This is a genomic window from Piscinibacter sp. PDB1-1, assembly GCF_056675995.1.
The window spans coordinates 530,463-547,608 of the sequence record NZ_JBWVZJ010000001.1 but is presented as its reverse complement, the minus strand read 5'-3'; the positions used below and the strand labels follow the sequence as shown (position 1 = coordinate 547,608).

Sequence of the window (17,146 nt, the reverse complement as noted above, 5' to 3'; positions counted from 1 at the left end):
TTGGGCCGCCCGGTCAGCTTTGGATCTCGCCCATCTGGGTTTGTAGATAGTTCTGCAGCCCCACTTTGGTGACCAGGTCGAGTTGAGTCTCGAGGAAGTCGATGTGCTCCTCGGTGTCGTCGAGGATCTCCTGGAGAAGATCGCGAGAGACATAGTCGCGAACCGATTCGCAGTGGGCAATGCCCTCCTTGATGGTCGCCTGCGCGGCCGTCTCGGAGGTGAGGTCGCAAGTCAGGATTTCGACCGTTTCTTCACCAACGAGCAACTTTCCGAGGTCTTGCAGGTTCGGCAGGCCGTCCAGCGTGAAGATGCGGTCCATGAGCTTGTCGGCATGCTTCATTTCGCCGATGGATTCCGCGTATTCCTTCGCGGCAAGCTTGTCCAGGCCCCAGTGCTTGAACATGCGGTAGTGGAGGAAGTATTGGTTGATCGCCGTCAACTCGTTCTTGAGTTGAGCATTGAGCAGTTCGATGACTCGCGGGTCGCCCTTCATTGTTCTCTCCGGTAGGTTGTGATCACCGCCGATTATCGAAGCCGACCCTGCACAAAGGATGGTTGCCCCAGAGTGGCCGCAGGGCTCTAGAAACGATAAGCGTTCCTAGTCGTGGAGGGGACTTGAGGGGCAACCCTCGGGTACAATTCGAAGGTTTACCCGCAACCCCCACCGCCCAGCGAACTCTCGCTGTTTCTTGCCGAAAACTCCCCCAGTTTTCTCAACCGGACTCGTGCTTGCAGAGCAGAGCTGGGCGCGCACAAATCGGAGAATCGTGTGCCCCCGCCATTGCTGCCAAATCAAGCTCAGGCTCTCCTAGCACTTGCGGACGGAACGGTCTTCAAAGGTGTGTCCATCGGCGCTGCCGGGCACACCGTTGGTGAGGTGGTGTTCAACACATCGCTCACTGGCTACCAGGAGATCCTTACCGATCCGAGTTACTGCCGCCAGATCGTCACGCTGACGTATCCGCACATCGGCAACTACGGCGTCAATCCTGAAGACGTCGAGGCCTCGAAGGTCTTCGCCGCCGGCTTGATCATCAAGGACTTGCCGATCGCCGCCAGCAACTTCCGTCAGACGTCCGGTTTGTCCGACTATCTTCGCGATGAAGGCACGGTCGCGATCGCCGGCATCGACACGCGCCGGCTGACGCGCATCCTGCGCAGTAAGGGCGCCCAGAACGGTTGCATCTTCACCCTGCCACTAGGCGAGTCGCTGACTGCTGCGCACGCCGACAAGGCGGTGGAATTGGCCCAATCGGCTCCTTCGATGAGCGGCCTTGACCTCGCCAAGGTGGTGAGTCAGACCGGTGTCAGCGAATGGACCGAAACAGAGTGGGAGCTCGAAGGCGGCTACGGCTCGCTCGCATCCCCCAGGTTTCATGTGGTGGCGTTTGACTTCGGCGTCAAGCGCAACATCCTGCGCATGCTCGCAAGCCGTGGCTGCAAGGTCACGGTGGTCCCGGCGCAGACCTCGGCCGCTGATGTGCTCGCCTACAAACCCGATGGCATCTTCCTGAGCAACGGCCCCGGTGACCCTGAGCCGTGCGACTACGCCGTCCGTGCCACGCGGGAGTTGATCGAGACCGGCATTCCCACCTTTGGCATCTGCCTGGGGCACCAGATCCTCGCGCTGGCTTCTGGCGCCAAGACATTCAAGATGAAGTTCGGCCACCACGGTGCAAACCATCCGGTGAAAGACCTGGACGATGGCCGCGTCAGCATCACGAGCCAGAACCACGGCTTCGCCGTGGACGAGACGACGCTGCCCACCAACCTGCGCGCCACGCACGTCAGCCTCTTCGACGGCACGCTGCAGGGCCTGGCCCGCACCGACAAACCTGCTTTCTGTTTCCAGGGCCACCCCGAGGCCTCACCCGGACCGCATGACATTGGCTACCTGTTCGACCGCTTCACTGCGCTGATGGAGAAGAAGAATGCCTAAGCGCACAGACCTCAAGTCCATCCTCATCATCGGAGCTGGCCCGATCATCATCGGCCAGGCTTGCGAGTTCGATTACTCCGGCGCCCAGGCTTGCAAGGCGTTGCGCGAGGAGGGCTACCGCGTCATCCTCGTCAACAGCAACCCCGCGACGATCATGACCGACCCGGAGATGGCCGATGTGACCTACATCGAACCCATCACCTGGCAGGTGGTCGAGAAGATCATCGCCAAGGAGCGCCCCGATGCGGTGCTGCCCACAATGGGCGGCCAGACAGCGCTCAACTGCGCGCTCGACCTGCACAAGAACGGCGTTCTCGCCAAATACAACGTCGAGATGATCGGCGCCAACGAAAAGGCGATCGAGAAGGCCGAAGACCGCCTGAAGTTCAAGGATGCGATGACCGGCATCGGTCTGCACTCGGCCAAGAGCGGCATTGCGCACTCGATGGAAGAAGCACTTGCGGTGCAGCGTCGCATCATGCAAGACATTGGCGGCACCGGGTTCCCGATGGTGATTCGCCCGAGCTTCACCCTGGGTGGCACGGGCGGCGGCATCGCCTACAACCCCGAAGAGTTCGAAGAGATCTGCAAGCGCGGCCTCGACCTCTCGCCCACCAAAGAGCTGCTGATTGAAGAGAGCCTCATCGGCTGGAAGGAATACGAGATGGAAGTCGTGCGCGACCGCGCCGACAACTGCATCATCGTGTGCTCCATCGAGAACCTCGACCCGATGGGCATCCACACCGGTGATTCGATCACCGTGGCCCCCGCCCAAACGCTGACCGACAAGGAATACCAGCTGCTGCGCAACGCGTCGGTCGCTATCCTGCGCGAGATCGGTGTGGACACCGGCGGATCAAACGTGCAGTTCTCGATCAACCCCGACAACGGTCGCATGGTCGTGATCGAGATGAACCCGCGTGTGAGCCGCTCGTCTGCGCTGGCCTCCAAGGCAACCGGCTTCCCGATTGCCAAGGTGGCGGCCAAGCTGGCAGTGGGTTACACGCTCGACGAATTGAAGAACGACATCACTGGCGGTGCCACCCCGGCATCGTTCGAGCCCAGCATCGACTACGTCGTCACCAAGATTCCGCGTTTCGCATTCGAGAAGTTCCCGGCTGCCGACTCCCACCTCACCACGCAGATGAAGTCGGTGGGCGAGGTGATGGCGATGGGCCGCACCTTCCAGGAGAGCTTCCAGAAGGCGCTGCGTGGTCTGGAAACCGGTATCGACGGCCTCACTGAGCGCAGCACGGATCGCGACGAGATCATCGAAGAGATCGGCGAGCCAGGCCCGGAGCGCATCCTCTTCGTGGGAGACGCTTTCCGCATCGGCATGTCGCTGGACGAGATCTTTGAAGAGACAGCCATCGACCCCTGGTTCCTCGCGCAGATCGAGCAACTGGTGCAGATCGAAAAGGCCATCACGGGCCGAGCGCTCGACAGCCTGAGCGCCGACGAGCTGCGCTATCTCAAGCAGAAGGGCTTCTCCGACAAGCGTCTGGCCAAGCTGATGGGCACAAACCAGCACGCCGTACGCGAAGCCCGCTGGGCGAAGAACGTGCGCCCGGTCTACAAGCGGGTGGACACCTGCGCCGCCGAATTCGCCACGCAAACGGCCTACATGTACTCCACGTACGACGAGGAGTGCGAAGCCGAGCCCACGGACAAGAAGAAGATCATGGTGCTGGGCGGTGGACCGAACCGCATCGGCCAGGGCATCGAGTTCGACTATTGCTGCGTCCATGCTGCGCTCGCCATGCGCGAGGACGGCTACGAGACCATCATGGTCAACTGCAATCCGGAAACCGTCTCCACCGACTACGACACCTCGGATCGTCTGTACTTCGAGCCGGTTACGCTGGAAGACGTGCTCGAGATCGTCGCCAAGGAAAAGCCGGTCGGCGTGATCGTTCAGTACGGCGGGCAGACCCCGCTGAAGCTCGCGCTCGACCTGGAGCGTGCCGGTGTGCCCATCGTCGGCACCTCGCCCGACAGCATCGACATTGCAGAAGACCGCGAGCGCTTCCAGAAGCTGTTGCACGAGCTCGGCCTGAAGCAGCCACCCAACCGCACCGCGCGCACCGAGGAGCAGGCGCTGCAGTTGGCGCAGGAGATCGGCTACCCGCTGGTCGTGCGGCCCAGCTACGTACTGGGTGGGCGCGCCATGGAAATCGTGCACGGCGACAAGGACCTCGAACGCTACATGCGCGAAGCCGTCAAGGTGAGCGAGAAGTCACCCGTGCTGCTGGATCGATTCCTGGATGACGCGATCGAGGTCGATGTCGACTGCATCAGCGACGGTGAGGCCACCATGATCGGCGGCATCATGGAGCACGTCGAACAGGCCGGCATCCACTCAGGCGACTCGGCTTGCTCCTTGCCTCCGTACTCGCTGCCCAAATCGCTGCAGGACGAGTTGCGTCGCCAGACGATCGCCATGGCCAAGGCCCTCAAGGTCAAGGGCCTGATGAACGTGCAGTTTGCGATCCAGGGCGAGGGTGAAGGCGCCATCGTCTATGTGCTCGAAGTGAACCCGCGTGCCTCGCGCACCGTTCCTTTTGTGTCCAAGGCCACCAGCCAGCCGCTGGCCAAGATTGCAGCGCGCTGCATGGTGGGGCAGAAACTCGCTGACCAGAAGGATCGCCGCGGCCGCGCGCCGGTAGAAGTGATCCCGCCGTACTTCTCGGTCAAGGAGGCGGTCTTCCCGTTCAACAAGTTCCCTGGCGTGGACCCGATCCTCGGGCCGGAGATGCGATCGACCGGCGAAGTGATGGGCGCAGGCCGGACCTTTGGCGAAGCCATGCTCAAGAGCCAACTTGGCGCGGGGTCGCGCCTGCCGACCAAGGGCACGGTCTGCATCACCGTGAAGAACAACGACAAGGCTCGCGCCGTGGCGGTCGCACGCGACCTGCATGCACTTGGCTTCCAGGTCGTGGCGACCAAGGGGACGGCTGCGGCCATCGCCGAAGGTGGGATCCCGGTTACTGCTGTCAACAAGGTCAAGGACGGCCGACCGCACATCGTGGACATGATCAAGGCTGGCGAGATCCAGTTGGTGTTCACGACGGTCGATGAAACGCGCACGGCAATTGCCGATTCGCGACACATCCGCCAGGCTGCGCTGGCCAACCGCATCACCTACTACACCAGCATGGCCGGCTGCGAGGCAGCGGTGGAGGGCATGAAGCACCAGGATGATCTGGTGGTGCTATCCCTGCAAGAACTGCACGCGGAACTGCACTAGACTTTTCCGATCTTTCATCCATCGGCCGCCGCCAACCCTCCCGCAAGGGAGTGGGCGGCGGTTCCATTTTTGAGTTTCAAGGTTTCACCATGGCTACCATCCCCATCACCGTACGCGGAGCCCAACTGCTGAAGGAAGAACTGCATCGCCTGAAGACGGTTGAGCGCCATGCCGTCGTCCAGGCGATTGCCGAAGCGCGCGCACAAGGCGACCTGTCCGAGAACGCCGAGTACGAAGCGGCCAAAGACAAGCAGGGCTTCATCGAAGGCCGGATCCTCGAAGTCGAAGCCAAGTTGGCGGCAGCGCAGGTCATCGATCCGGCGGCTCTCAATGCGGAAGGCCGCGTAGTGTTCGGCGCAACGGTCGATCTCGAAGATGAGGAAACCGGCACCAAGGTCACGTACCAGATCGTCGGCGAGGATGAGGCTGACCTGAAGCAAGGCCGCATCTCCATCGGCTCGCCGATTGCGCGGGCGCTGATCGGCAAGGAAGAAGGCGCCGTGGCCGAAGTACAGGCACCCGGCGGCATCAAGAGCTACGAAGTCGTCAAGGTGCGCTACATCTGATGTCGCGCCGGATGGCAGGCCTCGACACGCGCCGGTTGGGGGCTTGCTTGGCCGGGCTTTGGGCCGGCCTGATTGTCGCCATCGCCGCGATCGCAGCGCCGGCGGTGTTTGCCAACGTCGCCGCCGCGGATGCGGGGCGAATTGTCGGCAGGATGTTCAAGCACGAGGCCTACCTAGGCTTGGCGGTATCGGTCGTCTTGCTGCTGATCGCCAAGTCGCTGGCGCGCGCAGATGCGCAGAGCGGCCGTGGATCGGTCTTCAGCACCAACATGGTTCTGGCGCTGGGGTCGCTGTTCTGCACGCTGTTTGGCTACTTCGCCGTGCAGCCGATGATGACCGCGGCTCGCGCCGGGCAGGGGGTGTGGTCGTTTGCTGCCCTGCACGCGGTCTCGGTGGTGTTCTTTGGCCTTAAGGGCCTACTGGCCTTGGCATTGGCGTGGCGCTTGTCGTCAACGCGCTGAACACCCCAGAACAGACTTACTCGGCGGCCGTGCGTTTGACGCTGGTCACGCGCTTGCGAGCACGCTTCACTTCACCGCCGGCAGCGAGCCGTTGGTTGCCCAGCAGCTTGATCTTCTTGATCTGCGGCCGGTTGTTCCCGCTCTTGGAGAACTTGAGGACCTTCACAACCTTGGGGCCAGCGCCACGGTCCTCGCGTTCGACCTTTTCCTTCGGCTGGATCGGCCGCCACAACACCAGCAGCTTGCCGATGTGCTGGATGGGCGCGGCGTTCAGCTCATCGCTCAACTTGACCAACATGGCCTCGCGAACCTCGCGCTCGTCGGAGAACACGCGCACCTTGATCAGGCCGTGCGCAGACAACGCCGCATCGGCTTCCTTGATCACGGCGGGTGTCAGACCGTCGCCCCCAACTCGAACCACGGGTTCGAGGTGATGGGCTTCGGCGCGCTTTTCCTTGCGTTGTGCAGGGCGGAGTTCGAGGGCAGGCATGGCTCTATTATCGACCGGCGCAGAGCACACACATGAAAACACAGACAAAAAGCAAGAAGGTGAACAAGGCGTGGTTGCACGACCATGTCCACGACACCTATGTGAAGCTGGCGCAGAAGGATGGCTATCGCGCTCGTGCCGCTTACAAACTCAAGGAGATCGACGAAACCCTGAAGCTCATCCGCCCGGGTCAGTTGGTGGTCGACCTCGGTTCGACGCCCGGTGCCTGGAGCCAGTATGTGCGCCGCAAGTTCGTCGGCAGTGGCGGCGCGGCGGTGGGCGAACTCAACGGCACGATCATTGCCCTCGACGTCCTGCCCATGGAGCCGATCGAAGGTGTGCATTTCATCCAGGGGGACTTCCGCGAGGAAGCCATCCTCGCCGAGCTCGACGCCGTATTGGGCGGGCGCCCGGTCGATGTGGTGGTGTCCGACATGGCTCCGAACCTGTCAGGAATCGGCGCGACGGATGCGGCGCGCATCGAGCATCTGGTGGAGCTCGCGGTGGACTTTGCCCAGAATCGCCTTCGCCCGGGTGGCGCGCTGGTTGCCAAGGTGTTCCATGGCGGCAGCCATACCACATTGACCGAACTGTTCAAAGACACATTCCGGGTCGTGAAACCCATTAAACCCAAGGCCTCGCGAGACAAGTCGGCCGAAACCTTTCTCGTCGGAATCGGTCTGAAAAGAATTGCGACCCCATCCGAAAGCTGAACGTGACAAATTGCGATTCGACCCGCTTTCACCCTTGAAGGGCAGGGGCGCTGTCAACCGGCGAATCCCCTTGTCTGAACTAGAATCCGCCCCATATGCCGTGGACGAGGAGCACGTCGTGCGCCTGTGCGGAAGTATTGATTTGCTAAAGGAGCCGCGGTGAACAATCAATGGTTCTCCAAAGTCGCTGTTTGGTTGGTGATCGCGCTTGTGCTGTTCACCGTTTTCAAACAGTTCGACAAGCCTCGCGTTGTGGAAAGCGTGACCTACACGCAGTTCATGGACGACGCCAAGGCGGGCAAGGTCAAGCGCGTCGAAGTTCAAGGCCGCAACCTCAAGGTCACGCCTGGGGACGGGCAGCCCTACACCATCGCGTCACCGGGCGACCTGTGGATGGTCGGCGACCTGATGAAGTACGGCGTTCAAGTCACCGGCAAGGCCGACGAAGAACCCTCCATCTTGATGAGCATGCTGGTTTCCTGGGGCCCGATGCTGTTGCTGATCGCCGTCTGGATCTACTTCATGCGCCAGATGCAAGGTGGCGGCAAGGGCGGTGCATTCAGCTTTGGCAAGTCGAAGGCGCGCATGCTTGACGAGGCCAACAACAGCACCACGTTCGCCGATGTCGCTGGCTGCGACGAGGCCAAGGAAGAGGTCAAGGAGTTGGTCGACTTCCTGAAGGACCCCCAGAAGTTCCAGAAACTGGGCGGGCGCATTCCTCGTGGCGTGTTGCTGGTCGGCCCTCCGGGCACCGGCAAGACCTTGCTTGCGAAGGCGATTGCCGGCGAGGCCAAGGTACCCTTCTTCAGCATCTCAGGCTCCGACTTCGTCGAGATGTTCGTCGGCGTGGGCGCAGCTCGCGTGCGCGACATGTTCGAGCAGGCCAAGAAGAGTGCCCCTTGCATCATCTTCGTGGATGAGATCGACGCTGTGGGCCGCCATCGTGGCGCGGGCCTGGGTGGCGGCAACGATGAGCGCGAGCAGACCTTGAACCAGATGCTGGTCGAGATGGATGGCTTCGAGACCAATCTCGGCGTGATCGTGATGGCGGCGACCAACCGGCCCGACATCCTCGACCCGGCGCTGCTGCGCCCGGGCCGATTCGACCGTCAGGTCTACGTGACTTTGCCCGACGTGCGCGGCCGCGAGCAGATTCTCAATGTGCACATGCGCAAGGTGCCTGTCGGGCAAGACATCCGTGCTGACATCCTGGCGCGCGGTACCCCGGGGTTCTCGGGTGCCGACTTGGCGAACCTGGTCAACGAGGCGGCACTGTTCGCTGCCCGTCGCAACGGTCGGGTGGTCGACATGGTCGACTTCGAGAAGGCCAAGGACAAGATCATGATGGGCCCGGAGCGCAAGTCCATGGCCATGGCCGAAGAAGAGCGCCGCAACACGGCGTACCACGAGTCGGGTCACGCCTTGGTTGCCCGGCTGATGCCCAAGGCCGATCCGGTGCACAAGGTGACGGTCATTCCGCGCGGACGCGCGCTCGGCGTCACGATGCAGTTGCCGGAGGGTGACAGGTACAGCAGCGACAAGGTGCGGATGTTGAGCACCATCTCCATTCTGTTCGGTGGGCGCATTGCCGAAGAAGTCTTCATGAATGAGATGACGACCGGCGCCAGCAACGACTTCGAGCGAGCAACTCAGATCGCTCGTGACATGGTGATGCGTTACGGCATGAGCGAGGCCATGGGCCCGATGGTGTATGCCGAGAACGAAGGCGAAGTCTTCCTGGGCCGCTCGGTGACCAAGACGACCAACGTGTCTGAAGAGACGATGCAGAAGGTCGACGCGGAAGTGCGCCGCATCATCGATGAGCAATACGCCGTTGCGCGCAAGCACATCGAGGACAACCAGGACAAGATGCACGCCATGGCCAAGGCCCTGCTCGAATGGGAAACCATCGACAGCGATCAGATCGACGACATCATGAGCGACAAGCCGCCGCGCCCGCCGAAGGATTGGTCGTCGACGACCAGCAAGCCCGGCGGCCCGACGCCCCCGGTCAAGCCGGACGGCGCACCGGCAGCGGCCTGATGCGCTCAGGCATCTGAAGTGACCACGGGGCTTCGGCCCCGTTTTTGTTTGTTGCGACGTTCCAGCGCGACCCTTCTTGGCAGCGAGGCCGCATGTCAGCTTGGCAGACCACTCGATTTCGCATCGACCTGAGTCGACCGCAGGTGATGGGCATCGTCAACCTGACGCCCGATTCGTTCTCGGACGGCGGCCGATTCGCCACGGCCTCGGGTGCGCTGGCTCATTGCGAGCGGCTCCTTGCAGAGGGGGCAGACATCCTTGATCTGGGGGCCGAGTCCAGCCGTCCGGGGGCGGAGGCCCTGCCGTTGGACGAGGAACTCGATCGCTTGCTCCCGGTTCTGCGCGAGGCGGTGACGCTTGGCGCCCCGATTTCGATCGACACCTACAAGCCCGAGGTCATGCGCGCAGCGCTCGACCTCGGTGCAGACATCGTCAACGACATCTACGCCCTGCGATGGCCTGGCGCTCTGGAAGCGGTGGCGGCCCACGATTCGTGTGGCGTCTGCCTGATGCACATGCAAGGCGAGCCGCTGTCGATGCAGGCGAAGCCGATTTATGGCGATGTGCTGGATGAGGTGGCGCAGTTTCTCGACGAGCGGGCGCGTGGCCTTCTGTCTGCGGGGGTCGCTTCCCAACGCATCGCACTCGATCCCGGGATCGGTTTCGGCAAGACCGTCGAGCACAACTTCGAATTGCTTGCGCGTCAGCACGAACTCTTGCGTCTGGGCTACCCCTTGCTGCTCGGCTGGTCGCGCAAGAGCAGCCTGGGCACACTGACGGGCAGGCCACCTGGCGACCGTCTGGCCGCAAGCGTGGCGGCGGCCGTGGCGGCGGCACAGCGCGGCGCCAAGATCCTGCGAGTTCACGACGTTGGCGCCACCGTCGATGCCCTCAAGGTGGTGACGGCGGCGGGTTTGCTGAGCGCGCAACCGGCCAGCTCGCACTGACACAATCGGGCCCCAACGAGGGGCGTACTTATATGAGCAGAACCTATTTCGGCACGGACGGCATTCGCGGGACCGTGGGCCAGTCACCCATCACGCCCGACTTCATGCTGCGCCTCGGTTACGCCGTGGGGCGCGTGCTGAAGGCGAAGATCGCGCGCCCGAGCGTGCTGATTGGCAAGGACACCCGCATCTCGGGCTACATGATCGAATCCGCGCTGGAGGCCGGGTTCGCTTCTGCCGGTGTCGATGTGCTGCTCACCGGGCCGCTCCCGACACCGGGGGTCGCGTACCTGACTCGCGCCTTGAGGCTGGACCTGGGCGTCGTGATCAGTGCGTCGCACAACGCCTACCCCGACAACGGCATCAAGTTCTTCTCGGCCGCGGGCGAGAAGCTGCCGGACTCCTGGGAGCGCGATGTCGAGTCGGCCCTGGAGCAGGACCTGGGCTGCGTGGAATCCGCTCAATTGGGCAAGGCCCGACGGATCGACGACGCCCGCGGGCGCTACGTCGAGTTCTGCAAGAGCACGTTTGCCAACGATTTGTCGCTGAAGGGGCTGAAGGTCGTCGTCGATGCGGCGCATGGCGCGGCCTACCAGATCGCGCCCGAGGTCTTTCACGAACTCGGGGCCGAGGTGGTCGGCATTGGCTGCAGCCCCGATGGGATCAACATCAACGCCGGTTTCGGTGCCACGGCACCGGCCGCGCTGGTGCAAGCGGTCAAGGAGCACAAGGCGGATTACGGCGTGGCGCTCGACGGTGATGCCGACCGTTTGCAACTGGTCGACAGCTCTGGCCGCCTCTACAACGGCGATGAACTGCTGTACGTGATGGTGGTCGACCGCCTTGCGCAAGGGCAGCGGGTGCCGGGTGCCGTGGGCACCTTGATGACTAACAAGGCCGTGGAACTTGCCCTCAAGGCATTGGATGTCGAATTTGTGCGGGCCAAGGTTGGCGACCGCTACGTGCTCGAAGAGCTCGCCGCCCGTGGCTGGCTTCTCGGCGGCGAAGGCTCCGGCCATCTGCTGGCGCTCGACAAGCACACGACGGGCGACGGCATCGTCAGCGCGCTGCAGGTGCTGCAAAGCGTCAGCCGCAGTGGCAAGACGCTGGCCGAGTTGTTGGCGCCGGTGCGGCTTTTTCCGCAAGTGCTCGTCAATGTGAAGCTGCAGCCTGGCCAGGACTGGAAGCTGGCCCCTCGCTTGGCCGAGACCCAGGCCGAAGTGGAGCGCGACCTGGGTGACGCAGGCCGTGTGCTGATCCGCCCCTCTGGCACGGAGCCGCTGGTCCGCGTGATGGTCGAAGCCCGAGATTCGGCCCAGGCCAGGGCTTGTGCGGATCGGCTCGCCGCCTTGTTTCGCTGACCGAACGGGGCTTGTGACTGTTGCATGACGTTTGCGTGACGATGACAAGTCGCTCCGGCGTGTCACGACGCTGTCATATGTGATTCTTACAGTGGCGCCATTCCACAACCAGTCGTCTGGAAAGGTGCTCACATGAACAAGATCACGCTGCGCGTTGCAGCCATTTCCGCAGCCTTGGGCCTCGTGCCGTTTGCCACCCTGGCGCAAGACGTTACCGGCGCCGGCGCCTCGTTCCCGGCCCCTGTCTACGCCAAGTGGGCCGACTCGTACAACAAGGCCACCGGCGCCCGGATCAACTACCAGTCCGTCGGCTCCAGCGCCGGTATGAAGCAGATCCAGGCCAAGACGGTCGACTTCGGCGCCTCCGACGCGCCCCTGAAGGACGACGATCTCGCCAAGAGCGGCCTGATCCAGTTCCCGACCGTCATCGGCGGTGTGGTGCCCGTCGTCAACATCGCCGGCATCACGCCCGGCCAGATCAAGTTGACCGGCCAGGTGCTGGGTGACATCTACCTCGGCAAGATCACCAAGTGGAACGATGCAGCTGTGACGGGCCTCAACCCGGGCGTCAAGCTGCCGGATGCCGCCATCTCCGTGGTGCGCCGCGCTGACGGTTCGGGCACCAGCTTCAACTTCACCAACTACCTCTCGAAGGTCAACGCCGAGTGGAAGGAAAAGGTAGGTGAGGGCACGGCCGTGAACTGGCCGACCGGTGCGGGCGGCAAGGGCAACGAAGGCGTTTCGGCTTTCGTGCAACGCCTGCCGAACTCGATCGGCTACGTGGAGTACGCCTACGCCAAGCAAAACAAGATGTCGCACGTGCTGTTGAAGAACAAGGACGGCAACTTTGTCGCTCCTGACGACGCAACCTTCAAGGCGGCTGCTGCCGGTGCGGACTGGGCAAAGAGCTTCTATCAGGTCCTGACCGAGCAGCCTGGCAAGGATGCCTGGCCCATCACTGCGGCCACCTTCATCATGATGCACAAGCAACAGGACAAGCCGGCCCAGGCCGCGGCTGCCCTGAAGTTCTTCGACTGGGCTTATGTGCATGGAGACCAGGCTGCCGCCGATCTGGAGTACGTGGCTCTGCCGGCGTCGGTCAAGGACCTGGTCCGCAAGCAATGGGCCGAGGTAAAGGACGGCGCTGGCAAGGCCGTCGCCTCGAACTGACCATCGGTTGTTCCTGCGTCTGACGCACAAGCGGCGTGCGCTCCCCAGCGGAGCGCCGCCTACGACCACTTCGGAGTAGAGCCGTGGCCGCTACACTTCCCGCATCCCACTACGACCCTGACAAGATGGATCGCTCCGACCCGATGGGGCGCCCCCCCGCCGCACGGCGGGCGTCGCCTTGGGCCGACACCGTGTTCTCGGTGCTCGCGCATGGCGCAGCCATCCTGACGCTGGCTCTGCTGGCCGGGATCCTTCTCTCACTGCTGTTCGGTGCCATGCCCGCGATCCGCGAGTACGGCCTGAGCTTCCTTTGGAGCAGCGACTGGGATCCGGTACAGGACAAGTACGGCGGCCTTGTGATGATCTACGGCACGCTGGCCACGTCGCTGATCGCACTGCTGATCGCGGTGCCGGTGAGCTTCGGCATCGCGCTCTTTCTGACTGAACTCGCGCCGGGCTGGCTCCGTCGGCCGCTTGGCACTGCGGTCGAGTTGCTGGCGGCCATTCCGTCAATCGTCTACGGCATGTGGGGCCTGCTGGTTTTCAGCCCGGTGCTGGCCACCTACGTGCAGCAGCCGCTGCAGTCGCTGATCGGGACCACGCCGTATCTGAAGGGGTTGGTATCCGGCGCTCCGGTCGGCATCGGGATCCTCTCGGCCGGGATCATCCTGGCGATCATGATCATCCCCTTCATCGCCTCGGTCATGCGCGACGTCTTCGAGGTCACGCCACCCCTGCTCAAGGAATCCGCCTATGGCCTGGGCTCGACGACCTGGGAAGTCGTGTTCAAGGTGGTCCTGCCATACACCAAGACCGGTGTCATCGGCGGCATCATGCTGGGCCTTGGGCGCGCCCTGGGCGAGACCATGGCCGTCACCTTCGTCATTGGCAATGCCAACCAGCTGGCGGGCTTGTCGATGTTCGAGGCCGCAAACAGCATCACCTCGGTGCTCGCCAACGAGTTCGCCGAGGCGAGCCCCGGCCTGCATCAGGCTTCGCTGCTGTACCTCGCATTGGTCCTCTTCTTCATCACCTTCGTCGTGCTGGCGCTCTCGAAGCTGCTGTTGCTCAGGCTGAAGAAGGGCGAGGGAGCACGCACATGAACATCTCTGCACAGAGCGCTGCTCGCTCTTCCCGTCAACGGCGCCGCAAGACCATCAACGCCGTGGCGCTCACGCTGTCCATGGCGGCCATGGCCTTCGGCCTCTTCTGGCTGGCGTGGATCCTCTTTGAAACGTTGCGCCTGGGCTTGGGCGGCTTGTCTCTGGCGGTTCTCACCGAGATGACGCCCCCGCCCCAAGCGGAGACCGGTGGCCTGGCCAACGCCGTCTTCGGCTCCCTCGTGATGGTGTCTCTCGCGACGCTCATTGGTACGCCGGTGGGTGTGATGGCCGGTGTGTACCTGGCCGAGTACGGTCAGAAGGGCTGGCTGGGCTTCATCACGCGCTTCATCAACGACATCCTGCTGTCGGCACCTTCCATCGTGATCGGCCTCTTCATCTATGCGGTGGTCGTGGCGAAGATGCAGACGTATTCCGGCTTCGCCGGGGTGCTCGCGTTGGCTCTGATCGTGATCCCGGTCGTGATTCGCACTACCGAGAACATGCTTTCGCTGATTCCGAACTCGCTGCGCGAGGCGGCTTACGCGCTGGGCACGCCCAAGTGGAAAGTGATCTCCACCGTCACGCTGAAGGCCGCGCGGGCGGGGGTTCTGACCGGCGTCCTGCTGGCGTTCGCGCGCATTGCCGGCGAGACCGCTCCGTTGTTGTTTACTGCGCTGTCGAACCAGTTCTGGTCGAGCAACCTGGGCGCGCCGATGGCCAGCCTGCCGGTGACGATCTTCAAGTTTGCGATGAGCCCGTACGAGAACTGGCAGCAACTGGCCTGGGCCGGCGTCTTCCTGATCACGCTGGGCGTGCTCGCTCTCAACATCCTGGCGCGGGTGTTCCTGCGCAACAAGTACTGAATCGGAGTTCACCTCATGGACACCAAAGTCGAAGCGGCAAGCGGCCAGAAGGTCAAGCTGGCCATCCGCGATCTGAACTTTTACTACGGCGCCTTCCACGCGCTCAAGCACATCAATCTCGACATCCCGGAGAACAAGGTGACGGCCTTCATCGGCCCTTCGGGTTGTGGCAAGTCGACCTTGCTGCGCACCTTCAACCGCATGTTCGAGCTCTACCCAGATCAACGAGCCGAGGGCGAGATCGTCATCGACGGCGAAAACATCCTGAAGAGCAAGCAGGATGTGTCGCTGATTCGCGCCAAGATCGGCATGGTCTTCCAGAAGCCCACGCCATTCCCGATGTCGATCTACGACAACATCGCATTCGGCGTGCGCCTGTTCGAGTCGCTTTCGCGGGTCGAGATGGATGAGCGGGTCGAGTGGGCGCTCAAGAAGGCCGCGCTCTGGACCGAAGTGCGTGACAAGCTCACGCAAAGCGGGTCGGGCCTGTCGGGCGGGCAGCAGCAGCGCCTGTGCATCGCCCGAGGCATTGCGATCAAACCTGAGGTCTTGCTGCTCGATGAACCCTGCTCGGCGCTGGACCCGATCTCCACGGGCAAGATCGAAGAATTGATCCACGAACTCAAGAACGAGTACACCGTGGTCATCGTCACCCACAACATGCAGCAGGCCGCACGCTGCTCGGACTACACGGCTTACATGTACCTGGGTGACCTGATCGAGTTCGGTCCGACTTCGGAGCTGTTCATGAAGCCCAAGAAGAAGGACACCGAGGACTACATCACTGGCCGCTTCGGCTGAAGGCGGAGACTGCACCATGTCAGAAAAGCACCTTTCAACACAGTTCGATGCCGAACTGAGCGGCGTTTCCACCCGCGTTCTCGAGATGGGCGGGCTGGTCGAGTCGCAAGTCTCGCAGTCGGTCTACGCGCTCACGAACTTCAGCGGCGACGTGGCCACCGAGGTCTTGCGCAACGAAGAACGCGTGAACGCGATGGAGGTCGAGATCGACCGGGATCTGTCGACCATCATTGCGCGGCGCCAGCCGACGGCACGCGATCTGCGCCTGCTGATCGCCATCTCCAAGACCATCGCGAACCTCGAGCGTGTCGGTGACGAGGCGGCCCGCATCGCGCGCACGGTTCAGCGCCTTATCAATACCGGTGTCTCGACACGCCTGCGTCTGCCCGTCAGCGACCTCAGCTACGAATGCGACCTGGCGATCGCCCAGCTGCGCAAGGCGCTCGATGCCTTTGCCCGGCTCGATACCGTCAAGGCGGTCGAAGTGCTCAAGCAGGACGACAAGATCGATCAGGAGTTCGATGGCCTGATGCGCAAACTGATCACCTACATGATGGAAGACCCGCGCACCATCTCGTCGAGCATCGACCTGGTGTTCGTGGCCAAGGCGATCGAGCGCGTGGGCGACCATGCGAAGAACCTCGCCGAGGTCATCATCTACATCGTCAAGGGCATGGACGTACGTCACAACCCTGTCGAGACCGTCGAATCGATGGTCAAGTGATCAGGAGCCGAGCATGAGCCAAGTTCTGGTGGTCGAAGACGAATCGGCAATTGCCGAGCTGATGGCGATCAACCTGCGCCATGCCGGCTACGAGGTGGTGGTGGCTGCCACCGCGGACGAAGCATTGGTGCAGGTGGACCGCGTACTGCCAGACCTCGTCGTACTCGACTGGATGCTGCCTGGGCAATCGGGCGTGCAGCTCGCCAAGCGCTGGCGCGCCCAGGCGCGTACGCGCGAGCTCCCCATCATCATGCTCACGGCGCGTGCCGAAGAGGCCGACAAGGTTGCCGGCCTCGACGCGGGTGCCGATGACTACCTCACCAAGCCCTTCTCGCCGCATGAGCTGATGGCGCGCATCCGCGCCGTTCTGCGCCGCAAGGCCCCTGAGGCACTCGACTCGGCCGTTGAAGTGGGCGCGCTGAAGCTCGACCCCTCGACGCGGCGCGTCGCTCGCGATGGGCAAGAGGTTCGCCTGGGTCCGACGGAGTTCCGTCTGCTGCATTTCTTCATGACGCACCCGGAGCGAGTGCACAGCCGCTCGCAGCTTCTGGATCGCGTCTGGGGCGACCATGTGTTCATCGAAGAACGCACGGTAGACGTCCACGTGAAGCGCCTGCGCGAAGCGCTCGGCCCCGTGAGCTGCTCGAGCATGATCGAGACCGTGCGCGGTGCTGGCTACCGTTTGACCCAGCAAGCGCAGACGCTGTCTGCCTGATCG

General features: G+C 62.9%; 16 protein-coding genes. 14 read left to right on the top strand and 2 right to left on the bottom strand.

Translation table 11 applies throughout. The features are described 5' to 3' along the window. Positions 1–13: 13 nt before the first annotated feature. Complete coding sequence (gene bfr, locus AC1KAR_RS02480; RefSeq protein WP_480314367.1) at positions 14–493, bottom strand: bacterioferritin; 480 nt, start codon at positions 491–493, stop codon at positions 14–16. 288 nt (positions 494–781) lie between these two features. Between bfr and carA the strand changes: the two genes are divergently transcribed. From carA to AC1KAR_RS02460, 4 genes are all read left to right on the top strand, one after another. Next, positions 782–1,939 carry a glutamine-hydrolyzing carbamoyl-phosphate synthase small subunit gene (gene carA / locus AC1KAR_RS02475; protein WP_480317731.1) on the top strand — a complete coding sequence of 386 codons (1,158 nt, stop codon included), beginning with the start codon at positions 782–784 and terminating at the stop codon, positions 1,937–1,939. Next, on the top strand, positions 1,932–5,186 hold the full coding sequence (carB, locus tag AC1KAR_RS02470; RefSeq protein ID WP_480314365.1) for a carbamoyl-phosphate synthase large subunit: 3,255 nt from the start codon (positions 1,932–1,934) through the stop codon (positions 5,184–5,186). The genes carA and carB overlap by 8 nt, the downstream gene beginning before the upstream one ends. 89 nt (positions 5,187–5,275) lie before the next feature. Continuing rightward, the gene (greA, locus tag AC1KAR_RS02465) at positions 5,276–5,752 is read left to right on the top strand and encodes a transcription elongation factor GreA (protein WP_480317729.1); all 477 of its coding nucleotides are present in this window, start codon (positions 5,276–5,278) and stop codon (positions 5,750–5,752) included. Between the two features lie 11 nt (positions 5,753–5,763). Further along, positions 5,764–6,213, top strand: a complete 450-nt coding sequence (locus AC1KAR_RS02460) for a DUF4149 domain-containing protein (protein ID WP_480314363.1) — start codon at positions 5,764–5,766, stop codon at positions 6,211–6,213. Between the two features lie 16 nt (positions 6,214–6,229). Here AC1KAR_RS02460 and AC1KAR_RS02455 read toward each other — a convergent pair whose 3' ends face one another. Beyond that, on the bottom strand, positions 6,230–6,703 hold the full coding sequence (locus tag AC1KAR_RS02455) for a YhbY family RNA-binding protein (protein ID WP_480314361.1): 474 nt from the start codon (positions 6,701–6,703) through the stop codon (positions 6,230–6,232). A gap of 32 nt (positions 6,704–6,735) precedes the next feature. On the opposite strand from AC1KAR_RS02455, the gene AC1KAR_RS02450 reads away from it, so the two are divergent. From AC1KAR_RS02450 to phoB, 10 genes are all read left to right on the top strand, one after another. Beyond that, on the top strand, positions 6,736–7,416 hold the full coding sequence (locus AC1KAR_RS02450) for an RlmE family RNA methyltransferase (RefSeq protein WP_480314359.1): 681 nt from the start codon (positions 6,736–6,738) through the stop codon (positions 7,414–7,416). Between the two features lie 159 nt (positions 7,417–7,575). Then, complete coding sequence (gene ftsH / locus AC1KAR_RS02445) at positions 7,576–9,459, top strand: ATP-dependent zinc metalloprotease FtsH (RefSeq protein WP_480314357.1); 1,884 nt, start codon at positions 7,576–7,578, stop codon at positions 9,457–9,459. Positions 9,460–9,551: 92 nt separating this feature from the next. Beyond that, complete coding sequence (folP, locus tag AC1KAR_RS02440) at positions 9,552–10,406, top strand: dihydropteroate synthase (protein WP_480314355.1); 855 nt, start codon at positions 9,552–9,554, stop codon at positions 10,404–10,406. A gap of 32 nt (positions 10,407–10,438) precedes the next feature. After that, positions 10,439–11,767 (top strand): phosphoglucosamine mutase, encoded by a 1,329-nt coding sequence (glmM, locus tag AC1KAR_RS02435; RefSeq protein WP_480314353.1) that lies wholly within the window; start codon positions 10,439–10,441, stop codon positions 11,765–11,767. Between the two features lie 132 nt (positions 11,768–11,899). Next, positions 11,900–12,937 (top strand): phosphate ABC transporter substrate-binding protein PstS, encoded by a 1,038-nt coding sequence (gene pstS, locus AC1KAR_RS02430; protein WP_480314352.1) that lies wholly within the window; start codon positions 11,900–11,902, stop codon positions 12,935–12,937. A gap of 125 nt (positions 12,938–13,062) precedes the next feature. Then, a complete protein-coding gene (gene pstC / locus AC1KAR_RS02425) occupies positions 13,063–14,040 on the top strand; it encodes a phosphate ABC transporter permease subunit PstC (RefSeq protein ID WP_480317727.1) in 978 nt (325 codons plus the stop codon). After that, positions 14,037–14,903 carry a phosphate ABC transporter permease PstA gene (gene pstA / locus AC1KAR_RS02420; RefSeq protein ID WP_480314350.1) on the top strand — a complete coding sequence of 289 codons (867 nt, stop codon included), beginning with the start codon at positions 14,037–14,039 and terminating at the stop codon, positions 14,901–14,903. The genes pstC and pstA overlap by 4 nt, the downstream gene beginning before the upstream one ends. 15 nt (positions 14,904–14,918) lie before the next feature. After that, positions 14,919–15,704, top strand: coding sequence for a phosphate ABC transporter ATP-binding protein PstB (pstB, locus tag AC1KAR_RS02415; RefSeq protein WP_480314348.1), 786 nt, complete (start codon positions 14,919–14,921; stop codon positions 15,702–15,704). A gap of 16 nt (positions 15,705–15,720) precedes the next feature. After that, the gene (phoU, locus tag AC1KAR_RS02410; protein ID WP_480314346.1) at positions 15,721–16,428 is read left to right on the top strand and encodes a phosphate signaling complex protein PhoU; all 708 of its coding nucleotides are present in this window, start codon (positions 15,721–15,723) and stop codon (positions 16,426–16,428) included. Positions 16,429–16,441: 13 nt separating this feature from the next. Then, entirely contained in the window at positions 16,442–17,143 is a 702-nt protein-coding gene (phoB, locus tag AC1KAR_RS02405; protein ID WP_480314344.1) for a phosphate regulon transcriptional regulator PhoB, read from the top strand. Positions 17,144–17,146 lie beyond the last annotated feature (3 nt).